The 22,171-nt window shown below is 53.0% G+C and carries 18 protein-coding genes; 15 read left to right on the top strand and 3 right to left on the bottom strand.

Going from position 1 to position 22,171, the window contains the following annotated elements:
- Window positions 1-321 precede the first annotated feature (321 nt).
- The 6 genes from ACRDCA_RS00910 to fucO all read left to right on the top strand — a co-directional run bounded on the left by ACRDCA_RS00910 (window position 322) and on the right by fucO (window position 6,968).
- A complete protein-coding gene (locus ACRDCA_RS00910) occupies window positions 322-1,176 on the top strand; it encodes an amidohydrolase family protein (protein ID WP_438687892.1) in 855 nt (284 codons plus the stop codon).
- Between the two features lie 12 nt (window positions 1,177-1,188).
- The gene (locus tag ACRDCA_RS00905; RefSeq protein WP_438687891.1) at window positions 1,189-2,568 is read left to right on the top strand and encodes a PTS transporter subunit IIC; all 1,380 of its coding nucleotides are present in this window, start codon (window positions 1,189-1,191) and stop codon (window positions 2,566-2,568) included.
- 27 nt (window positions 2,569-2,595) lie between these two features.
- On the top strand, window positions 2,596-3,591 hold the full coding sequence (locus ACRDCA_RS00900) for an aldo/keto reductase (RefSeq protein ID WP_438687890.1): 996 nt from the start codon (window positions 2,596-2,598) through the stop codon (window positions 3,589-3,591).
- A gap of 48 nt (window positions 3,592-3,639) precedes the next feature.
- Window positions 3,640-4,740 (top strand): mandelate racemase/muconate lactonizing enzyme family protein, encoded by a 1,101-nt coding sequence (locus ACRDCA_RS00895; RefSeq protein ID WP_438687889.1) that lies wholly within the window; start codon window positions 3,640-3,642, stop codon window positions 4,738-4,740.
- 66 nt (window positions 4,741-4,806) lie between these two features.
- Window positions 4,807-5,697 carry a dihydrodipicolinate synthase family protein gene (locus ACRDCA_RS00890; protein WP_438687888.1) on the top strand — a complete coding sequence of 297 codons (891 nt, stop codon included), beginning with the start codon at window positions 4,807-4,809 and terminating at the stop codon, window positions 5,695-5,697.
- Between the two features lie 119 nt (window positions 5,698-5,816).
- The gene (gene fucO, locus ACRDCA_RS00885; protein WP_438687887.1) at window positions 5,817-6,968 is read left to right on the top strand and encodes a lactaldehyde reductase; all 1,152 of its coding nucleotides are present in this window, start codon (window positions 5,817-5,819) and stop codon (window positions 6,966-6,968) included.
- A gap of 52 nt (window positions 6,969-7,020) precedes the next feature.
- Here fucO and ACRDCA_RS00880 read toward each other — a convergent pair whose 3' ends face one another.
- Entirely contained in the window at window positions 7,021-7,632 is a 612-nt protein-coding gene (locus ACRDCA_RS00880) for a GntR family transcriptional regulator (protein WP_438687886.1), read from the bottom strand.
- Window positions 7,633-7,953: 321 nt separating this feature from the next.
- Between ACRDCA_RS00880 and ACRDCA_RS00875 the strand changes: the two genes are divergently transcribed.
- The 9 genes from ACRDCA_RS00875 (at window position 7,954) to ACRDCA_RS00835 (ending at window position 19,683) form a co-directional block, all read left to right on the top strand.
- Entirely contained in the window at window positions 7,954-9,141 is a 1,188-nt protein-coding gene (locus ACRDCA_RS00875; RefSeq protein ID WP_438687885.1) for a sugar transporter, read from the top strand.
- Window positions 9,142-9,892: 751 nt separating this feature from the next.
- Window positions 9,893-10,420, top strand: coding sequence for a fimbrial protein (locus ACRDCA_RS00870; protein ID WP_438687884.1), 528 nt, complete (start codon window positions 9,893-9,895; stop codon window positions 10,418-10,420).
- 228 nt (window positions 10,421-10,648) lie between these two features.
- The gene (locus tag ACRDCA_RS00865) at window positions 10,649-11,389 is read left to right on the top strand and encodes a fimbrial biogenesis chaperone (RefSeq protein ID WP_438687883.1); all 741 of its coding nucleotides are present in this window, start codon (window positions 10,649-10,651) and stop codon (window positions 11,387-11,389) included.
- A gap of 119 nt (window positions 11,390-11,508) precedes the next feature.
- Window positions 11,509-14,064, top strand: coding sequence for a fimbria/pilus outer membrane usher protein (locus ACRDCA_RS00860; protein ID WP_438687882.1), 2,556 nt, complete (start codon window positions 11,509-11,511; stop codon window positions 14,062-14,064).
- A gap of 26 nt (window positions 14,065-14,090) precedes the next feature.
- Window positions 14,091-15,440: a fimbrial protein gene (locus tag ACRDCA_RS00855; protein WP_438687881.1), complete on the top strand. Its 1,350-nt coding sequence runs from the start codon at window positions 14,091-14,093 to the stop codon at window positions 15,438-15,440.
- The gene (locus ACRDCA_RS00850) at window positions 15,437-16,171 is read left to right on the top strand and encodes a fimbrial biogenesis chaperone (protein ID WP_438687880.1); all 735 of its coding nucleotides are present in this window, start codon (window positions 15,437-15,439) and stop codon (window positions 16,169-16,171) included. The genes ACRDCA_RS00855 and ACRDCA_RS00850 overlap by 4 nt, the downstream gene beginning before the upstream one ends.
- 243 nt (window positions 16,172-16,414) lie before the next feature.
- Window positions 16,415-17,290: a hypothetical protein gene (locus tag ACRDCA_RS00845; RefSeq protein WP_438687879.1), complete on the top strand. Its 876-nt coding sequence runs from the start codon at window positions 16,415-16,417 to the stop codon at window positions 17,288-17,290.
- Between the two features lie 96 nt (window positions 17,291-17,386).
- Entirely contained in the window at window positions 17,387-18,247 is an 861-nt protein-coding gene (locus ACRDCA_RS00840) for an aldo/keto reductase family oxidoreductase (RefSeq protein ID WP_438687878.1), read from the top strand.
- A 221-nt stretch (window positions 18,248-18,468) separates the two neighbouring features.
- Window positions 18,469-19,683: a Bcr/CflA family multidrug efflux MFS transporter gene (locus tag ACRDCA_RS00835; protein WP_438687877.1), complete on the top strand. Its 1,215-nt coding sequence runs from the start codon at window positions 18,469-18,471 to the stop codon at window positions 19,681-19,683.
- A 60-nt stretch (window positions 19,684-19,743) separates the two neighbouring features.
- Here the strand turns inward: ACRDCA_RS00835 and ACRDCA_RS00830 are convergent, their stop codons facing one another.
- Window positions 19,744-20,688, bottom strand: a complete 945-nt coding sequence (locus tag ACRDCA_RS00830; RefSeq protein WP_438687876.1) for a p-hydroxyphenylacetate 3-hydroxylase reductase component — start codon at window positions 20,686-20,688, stop codon at window positions 19,744-19,746.
- Window positions 20,689-20,708: 20 nt separating this feature from the next.
- Window positions 20,709-21,878 (bottom strand): p-hydroxyphenylacetate 3-hydroxylase oxygenase component, encoded by a 1,170-nt coding sequence (locus ACRDCA_RS00825; protein WP_438687875.1) that lies wholly within the window; start codon window positions 21,876-21,878, stop codon window positions 20,709-20,711.
- Window positions 21,879-22,171 lie beyond the last annotated feature (293 nt).

The raw sequence follows: 22,171 nt of genomic DNA, 5'->3' as shown, positions 1-22,171 counted from the left end.
GGCGCAGCATCAAGCGCTCCTTCTCGGTGAGACCGACGAAGGCTTGTCAGCAGCCTAAGACTCCTTTTTGGTTAACGATGCTACAGCCTCTATTCGACAGCCCGCCAATGCGGCCAACTGCGGAGCAGGTGTTGCACATCGCACCCGCCATAAAGCCGGATCACGCCTTTCCTGCCCCTGGGCAAAGCCCACAATGTGACTCAAGAGAATTCTGTTCAAAATTGTGACCTCATGCTCATAAAACCAACTTGTCGGTTGTATTCTCACCACTACGGCTTATTGTATTTATATTGTATACAATATGAATACATAGGAGGGGCAATGCGTATTATCGACACCCACAACCACATTTGGCACTGCAAAGGCGAACATTTCAGCTGGATCACGGAGGATCTGGCCATCATTCGCCGTGATTTCCTGATCGGCGACCTGCTGGCGGTGCTTGATGAGCACCAGGTTGCCGGGGGCATGCTGGTACAGGCCGTACCGACGCTGGCCGAAAGCGAATGGCTGCTGGAAATGGCAGAACAGACCGACAAGATCCAAGGGGTGATTGGCTGGGCCGATATCACCAAAGGGAGAGCGGTAACCGCCGATTTACGGCGGCTGAAGGGGAAATCCAGCCGTCTGAAGGGCATTCGCTATATGTCGCAAGGGCTACCTGGCGAACATCTGGTGACACCGGAGTTTATTGAAGGCGTTCGCTGCGTTGGGGAGCAGGGCTTGGTGTACGAACTGCTGATCACCGCGCCGCAACTGGATGATGCCGCTCGGCTGATCGCCGCCTGCCCAGACGTGGTCTTCGTGATCGAGCACATGGCCAAACCGGCAATCAGGGCAGGGGAAATCGAGCCGTGGCGCAGCAGGCTGCAGCAGCTTGGTCAGCGATACCCCAACGTTTTTTGCAAGCTGTCTGGCATGACCACCGAAGCGGATTATCAGCGTTGGAGCGGTTTGGCACAGGCTTACCAGGAAACGGAGCCTTACATCGCCGCGGTATTTTCTGCCTTTGGTGAAGACCGAGTGATGTTTGGTTCCGACTGGCCGGTGTCACTGCTGGCCCTGCCTTACGCAGGCGTACTCGCGCTATGCCAGCGTTATCTGCAAGACAACCCGGCGATATCAGCCGACAAGCTTTTTCATCTCGTGGCCAAAAATGTTTACTCATTAAAATAACAGGGGGCACTAATGGAAGTCGTTAAATACATCTTGGGGTTTGGCCCGGCAGTGGTCATACCCATGATCATGTTTCTGTTTGCGGTGATCTTTGGAGCCAAACTGGCGGATGCCGCCAAGAATGCCATGACGGTTGGCATTGGCTTTCTGGGGTTGTCGCTGCTGATCGGTTTTATGGTCAGCTCGCTGAGCAGTTCCACGGAGGCGATGGTCAAAAACCTGAATCTCCATTACGAAGTGCTGGACCTGGGGTGGCCGTTGATCAGCGCGTTCAGCCTGGCTGCACTCTCGCTGCCCGTGGTGTACGCGCTGTGCTTTATCACCAACCTGATCATGATCTCGACCAACACCACCAAGACGTTGAACGTGGATTTCTGGAACTACTGGCACTTTGTGTTTGCCGGGATCATCGTTGAACAGGTCACGGGTTCATTCTGGATTGGCATCTTTGCCAGTTGGATCACCTTTGTCATCACCCTTAAGATTGCTGATTACATCGCCCCACATGTGCAAAAATTCTGTGACACCCCAAATGTCACCATTACTCAAGCCGAAATCGTGGCCTGGGCGCCGCTGGCATTCCTGATGGATCGCATCATCGATCGTATCCCGGTGATCAATAAGATCGACCTCAACCTGAGCAAGATAGAAGCAAAGTTGGGGTTCTTCGGTAGTCCTCTGGCGATGGGGGCGATCCTGGGGGTAATTATCGGCATGCTGGGGGCGTTGCCTTTCAGTGAAATCATTAAAAGCGGGATGAACTTTGCCGCCGTAATGGTGCTATTGCCCACCATGGCTGGTGTATTGGTGAGCGGCCTGGTACCTATTACCGAGATTGCTTCCGAATGGGTTAAAAAACGTTTTCCGAGTAAATCCCTTTATTTCGGTATCAGTGGTGAAATTGCCTTTAAAAACCCGGCAGTGTTATCGGTAGGTATTTTGATGGTGCCACTGACCATTCTGATTAGCACTATTTTACCGTTTAATACCATGATGCCGTTCGCCGATATTCCCTATCTGCCGATCTTTGTGGTGTTTGGCACCGTGGCCTGTAATGGCAATATGTTCCGCGGGCTGATTAACGGTATCGTGATTGTCTGCGGCATCCTGTGGTTTGGCTCCGATTTGGCGGTGGTGTCGCAAGCGCTGGCAGAACAGGCGCATCTGAACGTACCGAAGGAGATGATGGCTTCATCGATCGACGGCGGTTCGCATGCCATCTCCTACATTTTCTACAAGATGTTTGAAATCTTTAATACCCTCAATCCGTTGGTGTTATGCGGTTTGGCGCTCGTCACCACAGGACTGATTATTATTGTGCTGCGATTGATTTTCAATATTAAACATCAGTCAGCCGAAGCCGTCACGCTGGCGGAAAATAAACAGGATTAATTAGTAACTCTATTATTGGAGAACATCATGATCACCATGAATACGATAAAAAGCGTAGGCCTAAGCGTTCCCAGTTTGACCTTTGGTGCCGCCAGCCTGGCCAACTTGTTTAAATCATTGAGCAATACCGAAGCAATGGCGATTGTCGATAAAGCCATCCAGGTCGGCTGGCGCTATTTCGATACCGCGCCTCACTATGGCAGCGGCCTTGCCGAATTACGCCTGGGGATGGGGTTGCGCGGTTTGGCGCGCGGCGAATATGTGCTATCCACCAAAGTAGGGCGTCTGCTGCAATCGAGAAAACAGCAACCGGGCCTGGAAGCCGGGGAATTTTTCTTTGATGAGAACCCCTTCAACCGCCACGCTGATTATTCCTATGCGGGCATCATGCGCTCCTATGAGGATTCCATACAGCGCCTCGGAACTCGCTATATCGACATTCTGTATGTGCATGATATTGGCACCTATACCTACGGTCAGACACCGCTGGAGCGTAAACACTTCAAAGATTTCTGTGACTCCGGACAAACAGCGTTGGACGAGCTGAAACGTAATGGGGATATCAAAGCCTGGGGCGTGGGAGCCAATGAAGAAGCGATCCTGATGGAGGTGATGGATCACGCCGCACCAGACATTTTTATGCTGGCCAACCGTTATAACCTGCTGGAAACGGATCGGCAGGCGTTCTTTGCCAAATGTGAGCAACACGGTGTCTCGGTCGCCATTGCCGCCCCTTTTGCCACCGGCGTATTGGTCGCCAAGGATAAATCTTCTTCTCTCTATGAATACGGGGCGGTACCGCCTGCCGTGATCGAAAAAATCAACCATATCGAAGCCGTGTGCAACAAACACCATGTGCCGCTTGGCGCAGCGGCCTTGCAGTTCCCGTTAAGAAACAAAAACGTCGTCACGGTCACCTGCGGCGTGCAGTCCGTCGAACAGGCGGTGACTAACTATGAATGGGCTAACTTGGCGATCCCTGCGGCATTGTGGGATGAGTTGGCCGGTTTAGGCATTAAATAATCACTGTGTGCGTTGCGCCCAGGAAACCGCTTTTACATTGAGGATGCTATGAAAATTATTAAAGCCGAAATCTTTATGGTGGATTTAAAGCCAAAGGTTAAACGCGTGGACGCGATCCAGTCTTTTGTCTCGCAGGAAACGCCGATCGTTCGGTTAACGACAGCAAGCGGCGCGGTGGGTGAAGGCTACACCTATACCATTGGCACCGGCGGATCTTCGGTGGTTGCGCTGTTACGCGATCACCTGCTACCTGCGCTGATCGGGCGCGATGCGACAATGATTGAGGCCATCTGGGAATCCTTGTTGTTCTCTACCCATGCGACATCGGTTGGGGCTATTACTTCGCTGGCTCTGGCGGCTATCGATACCGCCCTGTGGGATCTGAAGTGCAAACAGATGAACCTGCCATTGTACAAAGTGGCTGGTGGTGCCAAAGCCCGCATGAAGTTGTATACCACGGAAGGGGGGTGGCTACATTTGAGCACTCAGGAGTTGGTTGATGATGCGCTGGCCGTCCAGGCGCAGGGCTTTTGCGGTTCGAAAATCAAGATTGGCTCGGAAAGCCCGGTACGAGATATCGAACGCTTGGAGGCGGTGCGTAAGGCGGTGGGAAATGAGTATGTGATCATGACCGATTGCAACCAGTCGTTTAAATTTTCGGAGGGTAAGCAACGGGCCGCGTTACTGGAGCATGTGAACCTGTCATGGATTGAGGAGCCTTTCCTGGCGCAAGACGTCGATTCGCATAAAAAACTGTGCGAATCGACGACCATTCCCGTCGCCGTAGGGGAATCGATCTATTCGATCCAGCATTTCAAAGAGTACCTGCAAAATAACGCCGCCGATATCATCCAGGTCGATGTGGCTCGTATCGGTGGTATTACCCCTTGGCTGAAAGTGGCGCATATGGCCGAGTGCTTCAATAAAATCGTCTGCCCGCACTTCTTGATGGAACTGCATATCTCGCTGTGCTGCGCCATCACCAATAGCCGCTGGCTGGAATATATTCCGCAGTTGGACAGCATCACGCTCAGTATAGTTAACATCACCGAGGGCTTCGCCTATCCACCGGAAACGCCCGGGCTGGGAATTCAGTGGGATTGGCAGAAAATAAATCAGCAGACATTGGTGCACCACATTATTGAATAGCTGTTGTGTACGACGGTAGGGCGCAGATTGCCGCGCCTTCAACCATTTTTAAGGGAGAGTTTGGTTATGGCTAACACGATTTTTAACGGTGCCTGGTGTCCGTCGATTACGCCTTTCGACGCGCAGGGGAAGATCGACCTACCGGCATTAAGCCAGCATTTTCAGCGCCTGGCTGCGGCACAAACCAGCGTCATCCTGCTGATGGGCAGCATTGGTGAGTTCACCTCGCTGACGATGGTTGAACGCCTGATGCTGATCCGTGAGGCGCGCAGCATGTCACCTTTACCGATGGTGGCGAATATTTCCACCACCTGCATGAGCGATATGTTCAGCCTGGCGGAAGAGGCGTACGCCTGCGGCTATCAGGCAGTGATGATCCTGCCGCATTATTATTTTCAGCAGACCCGGCAGCAGTTGCTGGCGTATTACCGTGAGCTGGGTCAACGGTTAAGCGGCCAGTGGTTTGCCTATAACTTCCCGGCTCGCACCGGCTGCGATCTGGATGCTGAATTAGTGACACAGTTGGCGGCGGAGTTCCCCAACTTTGCCGGGATCAAAGATACCGTCGATTGCCTTTCCCATACGCGAGCCATCATTCAGGCCGTTGCCCCGGTTCGGCCCGATTTTGCCGTGCTCTCGGGTTTTGACGAGTATCTGATCCCCAACCTGTTGGCCGGCGGTGGCGGGGTTATTTCTGGCTTAAATAACATCTGCCCTGAGTTATTTGTACAGGCCATTGAGGCTTGGCGGGGAAATGATGTGAGCCAGCTCAATAATATTCAACGGGAGATCGGTCAATTTTCGGCCATTTATACCATTGGCAATGATTTTGTGACCACGATAAAAACGACGGTAGCACGCAAGTATCAATACAGTACGCCAACATCACGCAACTTCGCCGGGCAATTGAATGAGGCGGAATGCGCGGCGATTGATCGGTTGTTTGATATTAAATAATAAACAACTGCCGGCGATCGCCGAAGATGTTGGCATCGCGCATTACTTTGGTAGGGGCATATCTATTTACCCCGAAGAATAAACTTGATACGTCGGGCAAAAATCCCAAGGAGCATGAAATGGCTTACAGAATGATTTTAAACGAGACCTCGTATTTTGGGGCCGGTTCGATTAGCTGCATTGTTGATGAAGTGAAAAAACGGGGCTTCCAAAAAGCCCTGATAGTGACCGACGGCGATCTGATCCGTTTCAAGGTTGCCACCAAGGTATTCGATATTCTGGAAAGCGCCGGGCTACCTTATAGCGTCTTTGATCAGGTGATCCCCAACCCGACCATCGAAGTCGTGCAGCAGGGTGTCGAAGCCTTCAGGCAGTCCGGGGCTGATTATCTGATCGCCATCGGTGGTGGCTCGCCACAGGATACCTGCAAAGCGGTTGGCATCATCATCAATAACCCAGAATTTGCCGATGTGCGCAGCCTGGAAGGGGGCGCTGCGACCAAAAATGCCGCCGTGCCGATGATCGCCATCCCAACGACCGCCGGTACCGCAGCAGAAGTGACCATTAACTACGTCATTACCGATGTGCAAAACCGCCGTAAGTTTGTTTGTTATGATCCGCACGATATTCCGATTGTGGCGATTATCGATGCCGAAATGATGGCCAGCATGCCTGCGAGTCTGAAGGCGGCTACCGGCGTTGATGCGCTGACACATGCAATCGAAGGCTATATCACCAAAGGCGCATGGGAACTTACCGATATGCTGCATCTGAAGGCCATCGAAATTATTGGCCGTTCGCTGCGTGCTTCGGTGCAGGGCAATGCCGAAGGGGCTGAAGGCATGGCGCTGGGGCAATATATTGCCGGTATGGGGTTCTCTAACGTCGGGCTGGGATTGGTACACGGTATGGCGCATCCATTGGGGGCGTTCTACGGTACGCCACACGGGGTAGCCAATGCGGTGCTGCTGCCGCATATCATGGCATACAACGCCGAATTCACCGGTGAGAAATACCGCGATATAGCCGTTGCGTTAGGCAACCAACAGGCGGCAACCTTGCCTATTGCTCAGGCCCGGCAGGCAGCGATTGATGCCGTCGCTCAGCTGAATCTGGACGTCAACATTCCGGCCAGGCTGCGTGACATTGGGATGAAAGAACAAGATATCGATGCCTTGGCCGCTGCCGCTATCGCTGATGTTTGCACCGGTGGCAATCCACGCGACACCAACCTCGAAGAGATCAAGGCACTGTATCGCCAAATTTACTAAGCCGGCATGAATGAGCCGTGGCCGGTGGTAACACGGGCCACGGAATTATGGGTTATTTAAAGCTGGAGAACAGACGGTTATAAGAGTTGCCGACATGTAAGGCGATCGCTTCCCGGGTTTGTTCGATATCGCGGGCAATGATGGCATCACAAATTTTAAGGTGCTCGGCGGAAGAGTCGATAATTGACTCATTCTTCATCTTGTCGGAGCGCAGCATGCGTAGCCGATCATAAATAAATGACAGCGTTTTGGTCACAATGGCGTTATGGCAATCCGACAACAACTGCTCATGCAGTTCATTATCGGCCTCTAGCAGCAGAGTTTGGTTTTTATCGCGGAACCCGGCAGCGATTTTATCCCTGATCGCCCTATAGCGCTGCGGATCCTGATTGTCCCATGACAAGTTCAGCACCATGATCTCAATGTCTTTGCGGATCTGAAAAATATCACGGATCTCACTGAGCGTAATGGGCTTGATCATTTTGGTTTTGTTTTTGGATGGTTCGATCCAGCCTTCAGTCATCAAGCGAAAGATGGCCTCCCTCAGCGGAGTGCGGCTGACGCTCAGTTCCTGACATAACTCATTCTCAGATACGGCACCCACCAATTCATTGGCGATGATCTTGGCCTTCAACTGATGATAAGTCTTTTCACTGATGTTCATAGATTGGGTTCAACGATGGCAAATATCGTGATTAATTCCCTACAAAGTATCTGCTTGGCACTATGAAATCAATGGGTAACAGCGGGGCCGAACGCGGGCATCGGCTCCGTACGGCTCCCTCATCCTGCGAGGGATGAGCGGGTTTGACTTCCTTACCTGATATTGGCTCTGTAGTGCTCCTTAGCCCTTTGGGAGAGGATTGGGGTAAGGGCAACCACTGTTGAAAAAAACAGCGCCATAAAAGTGTGATGCAGGTCGCATTCTAGTTAGGGGTTGGTTAAAATAGCGCTACTGCCAGCCCCTGTTCCGGAACACCTTACGATGGATGAAATCAGCACTTCCCGCTCGACCGCCTGGATGCGTGTAGTCGTCTTGGCCATTTCGGCCTTTATCTTCAATACCACCGAATTTATCCCGGTTGGGTTATTGAGTGATATTGCCCAAAGCTTTGAGATGCAAACCGAGCAGGTGGGGCTGATCATTACCATTTATGCCTGGATTGTCGCGACGGCGTCGCTGATTTGTATGCTGCTGACCAGCAAGATCGAACGGCGTAAGCTGCTGATCTGGGTATTTATCCTGTTTATTGCCAGCCATGTGCTGACTGCGGTGTCCTGGAACTTTACCACGCTGGTGATCTCGCGTGCGGGTGTGGCTTTGGCGCACTCGGTATTTTGGTCGATCACCGCGTCATTGGCGATCCGTGTCGCTCCGGCGGGTAAGAAGGCACAGGCACTGAGTATGTTGGCGGGAGGAACCGCGCTGGCCATGGTGCTGGGCTTACCGTTAGGCCGGGTAGTGGGGCAGTTGCTGGGCTGGCGGATGACGTTTATTGGCATTGCCGTGTGCGCCACCCTGGCGTTGGTGATGCTGTGGCGCTTGCTGCCGGTGCTGAAAAGCGAGCATTCCGGTTCACTGGCCAGCGTTCCCCTGCTGTTTAAACGCCCGGAGTTGGTCTGCCTGTATATGTTGACCATCATCGTGGTGACGGCACACTTTACCGCTTACAGCTACATTGAGCCGTTTATCCAGACCGTGGCCGGACTTTCTGCTAACTTCACTACCTTGATGCTATTGCTGTTTGGCGCGGCGGGTATTATCGGTAGCCTGTTGTTCAGCCGCTATAGCGAGCGTTTTCCGTCGGGCTTCTTTATGGGCGCGATTGGTCTATTGGCCATCAGCCTGCTATTGCTGTTGCCCGCTTCTGGTAATGAAACGACCCTGACGTTGCTGTGCGTGATTTGGGGCATGGCCATCATGGCGATTGGCCTTTCCATGCAGGCAAAGGTGTTGAGCCTGGCACCGGATGCGACCGATGTCTCGATGGCGATCTTCTCCGGTTTGTATAACTTTGGCATTGGCGCAGGGGCGTTGCTGGGCAATCAGGTCAGCCTGCATCTGGGGATGCCAAACATTGGCTTTGTCGGTGCGCCGTTGGCACTGATTGCTCTCGGCTGGTGTATCTTGAGTTTCTACCGTAGCGAACGTTTCCAGCAGCATCGGGCTTGAGAACTGCACAAAGGGGCGCTGCATGCGGCGCCCGCTGCCATATTCCCACGTTAATCAACACTCTCCTTTGGTGCCGCCAGCTGTTTCAGCCATCCCAGGCTCCCGCTTAAATCTTCCTGCTGGTTTTTGGCAGTTGCTCTAGCCCTGTGACAATCAGAGTCAGCAGGCCTCTCCTGACTGCTCATGGCACGGCTTGAAGCCAGATCTACCCTCTCAAAAACCTCGCCAAAGTAATTTTACTGCTGCGATTGATTCACTCAGCCAAGTTTTTGCTGAGTGACCTTTCGTGGATTAAGAATGTTCTTACTTTCGATTCGGTGAGAAGTGTTTTCATCTAGGACTATTCTGCATCATCTAAGTAAATTCTTAAATGACATTAACCTCAATCAACCTTAGTTTCCTATCCTACCCAATAGAGCCAATTGGCATTTTTAAATTAAATTCTGGAGAAAACACATTAATTTTAGAATTAAAATCTATTTATTCGAATTTAGATGGTTAATGATTCTATTTTGATTTTTAAGGGTTAAGATAATTCTCGTCAAAGCACAGGCTAGCCAGCAGATGTACCTCGTTCATTTGCTCGGGATTGCCGGCTGGACATGACTAGATCTATCGGAGTTTTCTGGTGGTCGGAAGAAACATCCACCACTCATGGAAAGAAAAGCCGTAGTAACAACAGCGTTTTTGGTGCCTGAGAACATAGGTTTACTCATTCGCCATCAACAACACATGGAAGGTAAGGACGAATATGAAAATGAAAAATATTGCAATTTTGGTATCAGGTCTGGTTTTGTCTACCGCAGCGCTGGCAGATAACACCATTAAATTCCAGGGCGAAGTTGCCGATCAAACTTGTGATATCAGCATCAACGGTAATGCCTCTACGCCACTGATCCTGTTACCTACAGTACCCACTACGTCACTGGCAACCAGCGGTGCTACCGCCGGGCAAACGCCATTTACTATCGGCCTGACCGGTTGCACCGCGTCTGCCAGCAGCACGGCGATCAAAACCATCTTTGTTGGCAACAACCTGACAGCCACTGGCCGCATGGGTAACACCGGTACTGCGGGTAGTGTTGCTTTACAGTTGGTTGACCCAGCAGCGCCAACCGTGCCATTGGATCTGACCGGTCAAACCGGTGCTACAGGTCTGTCACTGGCGGCCAACGCCACTTCTGCGAGCTATGACTTTGCTGTGGAATATTACTCGGAGGGCACCGCCACTCCAGGTTCTGTTCTGGGTAGCGTGCAGTACTCTGTTTCTTACCAATAACAGATAGAACCACCTTTCTTCAAGCTGGCCTAATGGCAACATTGGCCAGCTTATTTGCCCTCAGTTGAGCCAGATTACCCTTCTGTAAGAGCAGGCACTGGAACTGTAGGCAAGTTTTGAGAATGGTGCCTACCAAAATCAATCAATCAATTTTGTTATCCCTGTCCTACCAGTGGCTTTCCTGAACAGGGAAGAGCGTTGTGATGGCAACAAGTGAGGATGTTTAGCGTGAAAACCCAGTGGTCAAATCCTTTCATTGGCACTTTAGCTGTCCTGTTTTTATTACTGGCGGAGCCGGTAATGGCCAGCGTAGTGATGCTCAATACCCGGGTGATTTATCCTGCGGATGCACCCTCGCAGACCGTACAACTGACCAATAATGACACCATTCCCTATGTCGTACAGATGTGGTCGGACATTAACAACCCAACCTCTACTCCAGATAATGCCGATGGGCCTTTTGTGGTGGTGCCTGCACTGTTCCGCGTTGAGCCAAAAACCGGCCAGTCGGTTCGCCTGATGTTTACCGGTAAGGATTTGCCGCAAGATCGTGAATCCGTGTTCTATCTCAATAGCGTACAAATTCCGCCGAAAAACATCGCGGGCGCGGCACAGAACCAGATGACGGTGGTGCTGCGTAACCGGGTCAAAATCTTCTATCGCCCAAAAGGGATTGTGGGGGGGGCCGAAAAAGTTGCCGAGCAAATTCGTTTCTCACTAAAGCAGCAGGGTGGGCAATGGGTGCTGACGGCCAATAACGATTCTGGTTACTACGCCTCGTTTATCAAGGCTGCGGTGATGGTGGGTGATAAAGAAGTGCCCTTCAAGGTCGATATGGTGCCGCCAAAATCTCAGGCTAGCTGGACATTGGAAAAAGGGGCTGTATCGCCAGCCGGAGCGCGCAAGGTCACCTTTACCCTGATCAATGATTACGGTGGTCACAGCCGTGCGGAGGCCGCACTGAACTGATTGGGTATATCTGATTTTGGGACATTTGGTCCCCGCAGCAAACAGACCAGGGAGTGATTAAGATAGCCATGGACGCAAAAATAACACCTCTTCGGCACCATCCCGCTGTCTGCCAGGCAATGGCAGACTCAAAAAATTGCACACGCGTCAATCGCTTAAAACCTCTGGCGCTGTTTCTGTGGCTGGTACTGCCGCAGGCTTTTGCTGCCGACAGCGCCAGCACGTTTGAGTTTGATGACAGCATGTTAGTGGGCAGTGCCAAAGAGCAAAACAGTATTGCGCGCTTTAACCAAGCCAACACCGTTGAACCCGGTACATATCAGGTCGATTTATTTATCAATGGCGTGTTTCTGTCCCGCCAATCGCTGGAATTTGCTGCCGGGGAGCGTGGCCAGGTGTCTGCCTGCCTGACGCGTGAGTTGCTGCTGGGGGCCGGTATTATGGCCGACAGCATCAAGGAACAAAAAGGGGATGCCGCACAGTGCCTGGATCTGGATCAACAGGTTGCAGGGGCTTCCAGCCGCTTCGACTTTGCGCGTCTACGCCTTGATTTGTACGTACCGCAAGCGTTGATGCAGCGTATGGCTCGCGGTGCAGTATCTGCGGGCGATTTGTCCGTGGGTGAAACGGTTGCCTTCGCGAACTATGACACTAACTACTACCGTACGCAGGCTTCCGGCAATACCACGGAATCAACCTACCTGGGGCTTAACTCAGGCCTTAACCTTGGCCTGTGGCAGTTTCGTCAACAGTCGACCTTTACCCGCTTTACCAGCGATGCCAGCCCAAGCAACAGCCAGTGGAACTCGGTGCGCAATTATGTCCAGCGCCCGCTGCCGTCGATCGGCAGCCAGTTGACGTTGGGTGACAGTTTTACCTCCGGCAAGCTGTTCAGCAGCCTGGGGTTCCGTGGTGTGCAGTTGGAAACCGATGACCGCATGCTGCCTGAGTCACAACGAGGCTATGCACCCACCATCCGTGGCGTGGCAGCCACGACGGCCAAAGTCAGCGTCAGCCAGTCTGGCGTGCAGATTTATCAAACCACGGTGGCACCCGGTGCCTTCGTGATTGACGATTTATACCCGACCAGCTACCAGGGCGATCTGGTAGTGGAAGTTCAGGAAGCCGATGGCCGCGTCTCGTCATTTACCGTACCGTTTTCTGCCGTTTCCGATTCCATGCGGCCTGGACAATCACGTGTGAGTTTCTCCGCGGGCCAGGTACGCAATATCGGCAACAGCAATGCGGCATTTAGCGACCTGACCTATCAAGCTGGTCTGACCAACTCCATCACGGCCAACTCGGGTGTACGTATATCCGATGGCTACCAGGCACTGCTGGGCGGGGCGGTCTTTTCCAGCCCGCTAGGTGCGCTTGGGGTCAATGCCACCTATTCACGTGCCGATATGTGGGATACCACCGTGGATGGCTGGCGGGTGGGGGCAACCTACAGCCGTACCTTCACGCCAACATCGACGACGCTGGCTTTGGCCGGTTATCGCTATTCAACCGAAGGTTATCGCGACTTGGGTGATGTATTAGGCGTACGTGAAGCGAGTAATGACAACAACGTCTGGTTATCCAACTCCTACCAACAGAGTAACCAGTTTGTCGCCACCGTCAGCCAGGGGCTGGGGGAATATGGCCAACTTTACTTCTCCGGCTCCACCAGCACCTATCGCGGTGGGCGTGGGCGAGATACTCAATACCAGTTGGCTTATTCGCACAACTATAACAGCGTGAGCTACAACCTGTCGCTTGGCCGCCAACAGACCGGGCGTACCCCAACTGGCGTGGTATCGCAAGGGGATGTTAACAACGGCATGACGCAGAATATCGTCATGTTCTCTGTTTCCGTTCCGTGGGGCGGTGGCCCGCGTGCACCGATTATTACGGCGGGCGTCACCCATCAAACGGGCAACGACGGCAACAGCAATTACCAGGCCGGGATGGCAGGGACGCTGGGTGAAGATCAAACGCTGAGCTATGCGGTTAACGGTGCGTTCAACTCCGGTGGTGAAGGGGGCAGCCTGGGGGCCAATATGACCAAACAGCTACCGGTAGTGACTCTTGGCGGCAGCTTCTCGCAGGGGAAAAATTACACCCAGGGTGGCGCAAGTGCTCGTGGAGCAGCGGTTATACACAGCGGCGGCGTAACCTTGGGGCCTTATCTTGGCGACACCTTTGCGCTGGTAGAGGCCAAAGGGGTAGCAGGTGCGGAAGTGATGAACGGCATGGGGGCGAAAATTAACGACTTCGGTTATGCCGTCGTCCCTTCGCTGGTGCCATACCGTTACAACGATATCAGCCTGGATGCCAAGGGGATTAAAGATCAGAGTGCTGAGCTGACCGAAAACCAGCAACGCATCGCCCCTTATGCCGGCTCTGCGGTGAAGGTGCGTTTCAAAACGCTGGAAGGATATGCGTTGCTGATTAAACTGCCCACCTCGTCCGACAACGCTCTGCCTCTGGGAAGCAACGTTTATGACGCCAATAACGTCGTCGTCGGTCTGGTTGGCCAGGGGAATCAGATTTACGCACGTGCCGCGGGTAAGCAAGGGAAATTGCGTGTGAAATGGGGTGAAAGTGCCGCTGAACAATGCACGCTGAACTATGATTTACGAGGGCAGGATATGAAGCAGTCACTCTATCGCCTGGCGTTGCCATGCAAATGACTTTCAGCGCAAAGCGAGGGATAACTATGCGTAACACGCTTACAGCCACAGTATTGATGCTCACCGGCATGTCGTTGGCTGCGCCAGCCTGGGCGACTTGCTACCGTATAACGACCACCACCACCAATGCCAACTCGAGTTATTTTACCGAGCCGGGCAAAGGAATCGGAGCCAGTTGGAGTGGTGCTACCGACACGTCCGGTTCAGCTGGCACGTTACCGACAGTGGTCAACCTCAATAACAGCACCTTTCAACCTGATGGAACACTGATTGCCAGTGGTACCGTCAGTATTTTGGATGCAGGTGCCCAGGCGTACAGCGCTGACCAGATCCTGTTTCGCTGTACGGCCGATGAGGCCGGCAAGCTGTACGAATTTTATGCCACTAACGGTGATGCCACCTATGCGGGTAATAAAGAGGTCGGTTCTGCCTACGGCCTGCCCGAGTCATACCAGACCTATGCCAACGGAATGGCGCTGCGCGCCACCAATATGGTGACAGGGGAATATTATTCCCGTTACTGGAAGTCTCGTCCGCTGACCAATCTGGATACCGACTCGCAGGGGTGGATCCTGGTCAAGGCCAAAAACTTCAGCGACACCAAAGTCGAATTATTCCGCCTGAGCAGTTCGTCAGGCCCACAGACGGGCACGGGCATTTATCCCCAGTCGCAACCGGCCACCTATATCGCGTTTAAGGGGGGATCGTTCTCTCCTTTATTAACTGACGGTGCGGACTCCGCTACCCAGTACAGCGGCTGGTATTCTCACTGGCCTGGTGCGGTGAACTTGTATAACCGCATCTATATTCGCCGTTCAGCCACCTGTGCGGTGACTAACGTTACGCCAACGGTGCGTTTCCCGCTCATCACGGTTTCGGAGCTGCGGGCAGGCGTTACGCGGCAAATGCCAATCACTATCCAGTTCAATTGCCAGACAGGCGCACCGGCCAGCACCGGCGTAACGGCGATCGCCAGTGGTACAGCAGCTAACCAGACTGCCATGGGGATCCTGGTGAACCCGGCCAACGCGGCGGCGGCGGTCGCTGCCGGGCTTGGTACTGCGGGTTCGGGTGTCAGCTTTCTACTTTCGGATGGCTATGGCACCGATCCATCGGTTGCTACTGGCGTGGGGATCCAGATCTCGCGAAACAATGGTACGGTGATGAACCTGCTCAGTACGCTGAGCGGTTCGGTACTGGGTGGTAATGCGGCTGGCTGGTATCCGGTGTTGGACGATGCAGTTCCAGGCTCCGTGGTGAGTGGGGTGACCAGCTACACCAAAACCCTAAATGCTACGCTGAAGGCGTTGCCTGGCAAAACGGTGACGGCGGGCAAGGTTAACGCGACTGCGCAGGTCATTATTCAGGTGCAATGATGCGAAAAATTATCGGCTGGTCCGTGACATTTTGGCTGCTGCTGTGTACAACGGCACCGGCCGGAATGATTATCGAGTCTTCGCGCGTGGTATTTTCTGCTGCGGATCGCGAACAGTCTCTGTTGATGGCGAACGGCAACGATTATCCGGTGATTGTACAGACCTGGATTGATGATGGCGCGCCGGATGGAACGCCGGAAACCGCCGGAGAAGTACCGGTAATGCCGTTACCCGGGATATTCCGCCTGGAACCCGGTGAGCAGAAAAACCTGCGTTTGCTGGCGACTCAGACCAAACAGCCGCAGGATCGCGAATCGCTCTATTGGCTGAATATTTATGAGATCCCACCCACCGATGCGCATTTGCCTCCGGGCGTCTCGGCGGTCAAAGTGGCGGTGCGTTTGCAACTGAAGATGTTCTACCGGCCCCAGCATCTGAAACTGGATGTCGATAAATTGACGGAGCAGCAGCAGTTCACCCTGATCCGGCAACCGGGCAGTTTGAAGCTGAAAATCGATAATGCTTCCCCTTATTACGCCACCTTCAGCGGTGCCAAGCTGAGCGGTGGGGGACAATCAAGGGACCTGAATATCGGTATGCTGGCGCCTTTCAGTCAGAGAACCCTGGACGTCAGTGGTGATGCCAATTGGCAACCAGACAGCATCAGTTACCTGTTGATCAACGATGATGGTAACGGAGTGGTGGGCAAGAAAAGTTTGCAACGCAATTAATTACCCTATGCCCTTGATGGTCGTTCCCCCCGAATCAAGGGCGCTCCTTCCTTAAACGATTTAACTATATCGATAGCCCCCGCAGATACTTCCCAATCCAGACCGGTTATTACTCCGTGAAATAATAAAAATAACGTATTTAGTCGCCGCAATGCATTAATTAAAGCAATGGCTTTTATGCTTGAGGAGAGGATATGCCCATTCCTGAGTGAACGGATTTGATGACCTTTTTTGGGGCTTTTGTTGAATGTGCTGCCAACCGCTTCTACGCTAAAAATAGATTCTTTAAGACAAGGAAAAGCTTTTGGGGGTGAAATCCCTATTATCAACCCGATGGTTGTGCTGTATAGCGTCAATATGGAGGTTGCACCTATGCTAAAAGTAAAAGTGTTTGGAGAGAGCGACTTGTTGTTAAGCCAAGTGGCCGATACGCTAAAGTCGCTGCATGAAAAAATCTTCTTGACTCCCCCTGGTATGACGCCTGATGAAGTGATCGAATCTTATATTAATTCGCCGGCAGAAGTCAGGAAAGTGGTTATCTACTATGATGATGGTAAGCCCGTAGGTTTTCTGTGTATGCAACGCTACTCGATTGCTATTGATAGCGAACGGGTGAATGTGTTTCGTAGTCAGGCCGGGTTATTGGAAAAATATAGAAAGTACAATGTCGTTAACTTTCGCTATATGAGATTTATATTCTCTGAGGTGCTGTTCAATCCCGGTAAATCCTATTTTTTCGCGGTATGTATTCACCCCTCCAGCTATCGTGCAATTGTGCGTAATGCTGCTTCACAGAATATTTGGCCAACACAGGGAAACTTGGCCAGCAACATCGCAATGAAGAAATTGTGTGCCAAAATTTGCTGCTTCTTTGATTTGGAGGCCCACCACCGTGACGGTGTATTTATCCATAACGACGGCCTTGGCCCAACACGCGGAGCCAACGAGTGTCAGGATAATATCAATGATGACGCCGCTTTTTTTCTGCGTAAAAACAGGGGGTATATCCACGGTGATGGTATAGCAGTGATCGCCAAAGTCTGCATTGGCGATATGTTGTTGCGCGCGTTAAATCAACTGCTCCGCAAGGCAAATCGCAAGATGCACGCCAGTCGGTAGCCACGCTGTAGCCTGCAAGGCTGTAGGTATATACTGTCAGCCTGTTGCAGGCAACTATCGCTGTTACCCTTGCGCCATCCTATGAGGAGTTTGATTATGTCCAGTACTCACCTGTCAGGTACCTTTACGCTCGGTACGCATACCGTCAAGCGGCTCGGCTATGGCGCTATGCAGCTCGCCGGGCCGGGCGTTTTCGGCCCTCCCAAGGATCCTGAAACGGCCATCGCCGTGCTACATGAAGCGATCGAAAGTGGGGTAAACCACATCGATACCAGCGATTTTTATGGCCCGCATTACACCAATAAAATCATTCGCCAGGCATTGCATCCTTATCCAGACGATCTGGTTATTGTGACCAAGATTGGCGCACGGCGTAATGAGCAAGGCGCATGGTTGCCCGCGTTTTCACCGGCAGAACTGACCCAGGCCGTTCACGACAACCTGCGCAATCTGGGGGTAGAAGTACTCGATGTGGTCAATCTGCGCTGTATGTTCGATGCGCATGGTCCTGCGGAAGGTTCGCTGGAAGAGCCGCTTTCCGTGCTGGCAGGGCTACAGCAGCAGGGATTGGTACGCCATATTGGCTTGAGCAATGTCACCTCGGCTCAGGTTGAGCAAGGGCGTAAGATTTGTGAAATCGTCTGCGTTCAGAATAACTACAACCTGGCCCATCGGGACGACGACGCACTGATCGACGAACTGGCTGGCAAGGGCATTGCCTATGTACCGTTCTTCCCGCTGGGGGGCTTTACGCCGTTGCAGTCCACGACGCTGTCGCAAGTTGCACAGCAGGTAGGGGCTTCACCTCTGCAGGTCGCTCTTGCCTGGTTGCTGCAGCGTTCGCCCAACATTCTGTTGATCCCTGGCACGTCCTCACTGGCGCACCTGAAAGAGAACCTGGCCGTCGCTCAAATCAAGCTGTCGAGCGATGCGATTGCCAAACTGAACGCGATGTAGGGCCATTCCCAAAGCTTCACCCGGTTCCCCATGTAGGGGCGCAGCACAATGCTGCGCCCATTAAGCTACACTGCCGCTCCTATCTTTAATATATTAACAAACGTGATTTTCTCTATATGGAAAACAAAACTTTCCTTGAGGTATGTCCATACAATAATTTTATTGTTAATGTATTAACGAATTTTGCACGGATAAGGTGCTATCGCTGATAAGGAGCCGTTATGCCGCCAGCCTTTACTAACCGACCGCCACGTTGGCTGATCCCACTGCTGGGATCGCTGGTGGCTTTTGGCCCACTGTCGATTGATATGTATTTGCCTGCCTTACCCGCGATGGGGCAACAGCTGCATGCCACACAGGGGCAGATGCAACACTCGTTAGGTTCGTTCTTCGCCGGGTTCTGCATCGGCATGTTGTTATATGGGCCGCTCAGCGATCGTCTGGGACGGAGAAAGCTGTTGTTAAGTGGCATGCTGTTGTTTGTGATTGCCAGCGCGCTATGTACGCAGGTCACGCAAGTTGAGCAACTGGTGGCACTGCGGGCATTGCAGGCATTTGGTAGCGGGGCAGCCGTGGTAATGGCACGTGCTATTGCCAGGGATATTTATACTGCCGATGAGTTGCCTCGCGTCTTGTCGCTAATGACGCTGGTGACGATGGTTGCCCCGTTGCTGGCCCCGTTGTTGGGCGGTGCTTTGCTGACCATTTTCGATTGGCAGGCCATCTTCATGCTGTTGGCGGTGGTGGGCTGTGTCAGCGGGTTATTGGTGTTTTGGGTACTGCCAGAGACGCTAAAAACTCAGCCTGGGCAGTCAGGTAATATCCTCAAGGCATTTCACAATTATTGCCTGCTGGTGCGGGATCGGGAGGCAATGGGGATTATCGCCACCCTGGCGTTTTCCTTCGCAGGCATGTTTGCCTTTATCAGCGGCTCCCCCTTTGTTTATATCAGCTACTTTCACGTGCCCGCGCAGTATTACGGATTGCTGTTTGGCTGTAACGTCATTGGCATGATCGCCGTGCTGCTGCTGAACGTACGGATGCTGAAGGTTTACAGTCTGCCACGCTTATTGATGATACAAAGCAGTGCCCAGGTGCTGTTCGGCGTGTTGCTACTGCTGTTTCATCAGCAGAGCCTATCCGTCCTGGTTATTCTGGTGGTGTTGTTTATGTCGCTGGTCAACGCGATTGGCACCAACTGTCTGTCGCTATTGTTGCAACAGCGCGGCCAACAGGCAGGGAGTGCCAGCGCTCTGGCGATCTCGTTGCAGTTCGGTATGGGCGCGCTGGCAAGCCTGGCCGTTTCCTGGTTGCAGGATGACACGCCGTTTGCCATGACGTTGGTGATGGCCGTCTGTGCGGCGTTAGGTTGGCTAGGGCAGCGGATGTCTGTGGCGCGGATTGGTTCGCAGGTGCAGCAGAGTGGTTCTGAATAACTGAAAGGCCTCATTCGCATTCCGTTGTCGGCAATGCGAATGAGGTTTGGTGGCTTAATCTCACTGACTGTTGGCAATAATGCCGCGCAACAACTTCTTCAAAATGCCTACTTCATCTGCCGTGAAGGCGGACAGCACCTGTTCCTGTTGTTTGGCGGCGATATCTCTCAACACGCTAGCCTGACGTTCGCCAGCTTCGGTCAGGTGATGGCCGCTCTCGGTGCTGGATACCAAACCTTTGCGACACAAGGCTTCCTGTGCCTCTTCGATCTCCCGGATTGGCATTGCCATTTCCGTTAGCAGGCAGGCTTTATCCAGGCAGGCATCGCTGTCCAACACCAGCAGCATTCTGGCCTCGCTGGCCCGCAACCCGGTGGAGAGCTGCTTGGGTTGGTAACTGCTTTGATAGCTGCGCAGTGCCTGGGTGAGCAAGTAGAAGACGTTATTATTCAGGCGCTCCTGCCGGGCGCTGGGCACCGCGTTTTGTGCAACGCGCTCTGCCACCTGTGGGTAAGGCAGCACCATGGAATAGGCTCCCTGGTGATAGACCAGAGGAGCACGGCCCAGATCGTCAAACGCCACCACTTTGCCAATCAGGATCCAGTGGTCACCGCCGTCGACCTGTTGATATTTTTCACACTGAAAGCGTGCGGCACAATGTTCGAGCAAAGGTGCGCTGCCCGCACCGGTCCCAATCTCGATCCCGGCAAATTTATCCTCGCTGGGGCGAGCGAAGCGATTGGATATATCCATCTGGTCGGCGGCCAGCACATTAATGGCGAAGTGGCTGGCCTGCTCGAAGATCGCGTAGCTGCCGGAGCGTTTATCAATGCTCCACAAGACCAACGGCGGATCCAGTGACACCGAGTTGAAACTGTTAGCAGTGACACCCACCCGGGTGCCATCTGCCGTTGCTGCTGTCACTACCGTCACGCCGGTAGCGAAGTTACCCAGCGCACGGCGAAAGGCGCGGGGATCCAGAGCAGGTTCTGTGTGATGTGTCATTAAATAGGTTCTCCTGCTCGTTACACCATGGTCGGATCGGGTTCTAACCCCATCAGTTCGCGCCCCAGGATCTGCGCACAGACATCGTAATCGGTATAGGCGTGTGCCCCGGTCATATGAGCATCGCGGAACAAACGCTGGATTTCATTGCTTTCCATCCAACTGGTAGCCCCTGCGGCGCTGAACAAACGATCGACCGACTCGATACACATTTTGACCGCATAGGCCTGGTTGGTGCGCCAGAACGTCAATGTCTGATGAGTGGGATATTGGTGCTGGCGGCCGTGTTCGGCATGTTCTTGCCAGGTTTTTTCCAAAAAGGCGCGGGCGGCGGCAACCTGATGGGTCGATTCTGCCAGGCGCATCAGCGCCGGGGTTGCCGTACCCACGCTGGCGCCGGTATAGGCCCGCACGCGGTTTTGCGTTTTCTCTTTGAAGGCGACCAGCATACGTTCCGCCACACCCAGGCTGATGGCGGCAAAACCGCAGGCAAAATAGGGGCGATAAGGCGAATAGAAGATATTGCTGTCTGGGTAGAGGCCGTAACCGGATGAGCGCCCGTGCATCATGTCTTGAGCCGCTTCAATCCGATGGTTGGGAACGAAGGCATTGTTGATGATCAGCGTTTTGGAACCGCTGCCGCGCATCCCTACGGCAAACCAGTCATCCCGAATTTCATAGTCGCTACGTGGGATCACGCCGAAGCTGTAGAGTAACTCGCCATCGGCGTTTTTGCGGCGGAAGCCGACAATCGCCCATTCTGCATGGTCGCAGCCGCTGCTCCAACCCATTTCGCCGCTCAGATAGACTCCGCCTTCGGCTTCCTCAATACGGCCAAACGGGGCAATGCTGCTGCTGGCAGTGGCGTCTGGATTATCTCCCCAGATCTCTTGCTGTAGTTTAGGGGAAAACATGGCGATCTGATGGCTGTGGGTACAAAGCAGGCTGAAGGCCCAGGCCGTTCCGCCGCAGGCTCCGGCCAGTGCGGCGACACAATCGGTGAACTCCGGCAAGGAGATTTCCAAGCCACCGAATTTTTTCGGTTGGAAGACCCGGTGCATACCTATGCTTTTTAACAAACGGATATTCTCTTCCGGTACTTTTCGTTCGCTTTCTGCCTGGGCGGCATTGGCAGCGATAAGTGGCAGAATCGGCAGTAATTTTTCCAGCATCGGGTTGCTAGTTTTCATCAGTAAGTTCCCTCTGTAGGGTGGGCGTGCGATGAGTATGCGGCAAGGTGATTTTAAAGGAATGTAACATTCAGGTAAAAAATTGTACTTTTCATGTTAAATGTTAAGGGTGTGATCTGGGGACGGGTTCTGGGTTTGATGATGCGGATTTGTTGCCGGCAACCGGAGGCGTTTTAATGTTTATGCCCGACATGCTGGTACGCTTATGTAAACGACGTGTCATTATGGCCGTAAGAAGGGGTCACCTCTGATGAGAGGACAGGTACATTGCTCCTGGTATGAAGTAGCAAATT

It is taken from the genome of Serratia sp. (in: enterobacteria) (assembly GCF_051654945.1).
In the GTDB taxonomy this organism is placed as follows: Bacteria; Pseudomonadota; Gammaproteobacteria; order Enterobacterales; family Enterobacteriaceae; genus Chania.
This window is presented reverse-complemented; position numbering and strand designations above follow the sequence as displayed.

Bases quoted from the DNA above. Each gene is read 5' to 3' on its own strand.
- ACRDCA_RS00860 (WP_438687882.1), top strand. From the start codon at position 11,509: ATGGCAGACTCAAAAAATTGCACACGCGTCAATCGCTTAAAACCTCTG.
- ACRDCA_RS00835 (WP_438687877.1), top strand. From the start codon at position 18,469: ATGCCGCCAGCCTTTACTAACCGACCGCCACGTTGGCTGATCCCACTG.
- ACRDCA_RS00850 (WP_438687880.1), top strand. From the start codon at position 15,437: ATGATGCGAAAAATTATCGGCTGGTCCGTGACATTTTGGCTGCTGCTG.
- ACRDCA_RS00900 (WP_438687890.1), top strand. From the start codon at position 2,596: ATGATCACCATGAATACGATAAAAAGCGTAGGCCTAAGCGTTCCCAGT.
- ACRDCA_RS00880 (WP_438687886.1), bottom strand. From the start codon at position 7,632: ATGAACATCAGTGAAAAGACTTATCATCAGTTGAAGGCCAAGATCATC.
- ACRDCA_RS00895 (WP_438687889.1), top strand. From the start codon at position 3,640: ATGAAAATTATTAAAGCCGAAATCTTTATGGTGGATTTAAAGCCAAAG.
- ACRDCA_RS00875 (WP_438687885.1), top strand. From the start codon at position 7,954: ATGGATGAAATCAGCACTTCCCGCTCGACCGCCTGGATGCGTGTAGTC.
- ACRDCA_RS00910 (WP_438687892.1), top strand. From the start codon at position 322: ATGCGTATTATCGACACCCACAACCACATTTGGCACTGCAAAGGCGAA.
- ACRDCA_RS00905 (WP_438687891.1), top strand. From the start codon at position 1,189: ATGGAAGTCGTTAAATACATCTTGGGGTTTGGCCCGGCAGTGGTCATA.
- fucO (WP_438687887.1), top strand. From the start codon at position 5,817: ATGGCTTACAGAATGATTTTAAACGAGACCTCGTATTTTGGGGCCGGT.
- ACRDCA_RS00855 (WP_438687881.1), top strand. From the start codon at position 14,091: ATGCGTAACACGCTTACAGCCACAGTATTGATGCTCACCGGCATGTCG.
- ACRDCA_RS00830 (WP_438687876.1), bottom strand. From the start codon at position 20,688: ATGACACATCACACAGAACCTGCTCTGGATCCCCGCGCCTTTCGCCGT.
- ACRDCA_RS00890 (WP_438687888.1), top strand. From the start codon at position 4,807: ATGGCTAACACGATTTTTAACGGTGCCTGGTGTCCGTCGATTACGCCT.
- ACRDCA_RS00825 (WP_438687875.1), bottom strand. From the start codon at position 21,878: ATGAAAACTAGCAACCCGATGCTGGAAAAATTACTGCCGATTCTGCCA.
- ACRDCA_RS00840 (WP_438687878.1), top strand. From the start codon at position 17,387: ATGTCCAGTACTCACCTGTCAGGTACCTTTACGCTCGGTACGCATACC.
- ACRDCA_RS00870 (WP_438687884.1), top strand. From the start codon at position 9,893: ATGAAAATGAAAAATATTGCAATTTTGGTATCAGGTCTGGTTTTGTCT.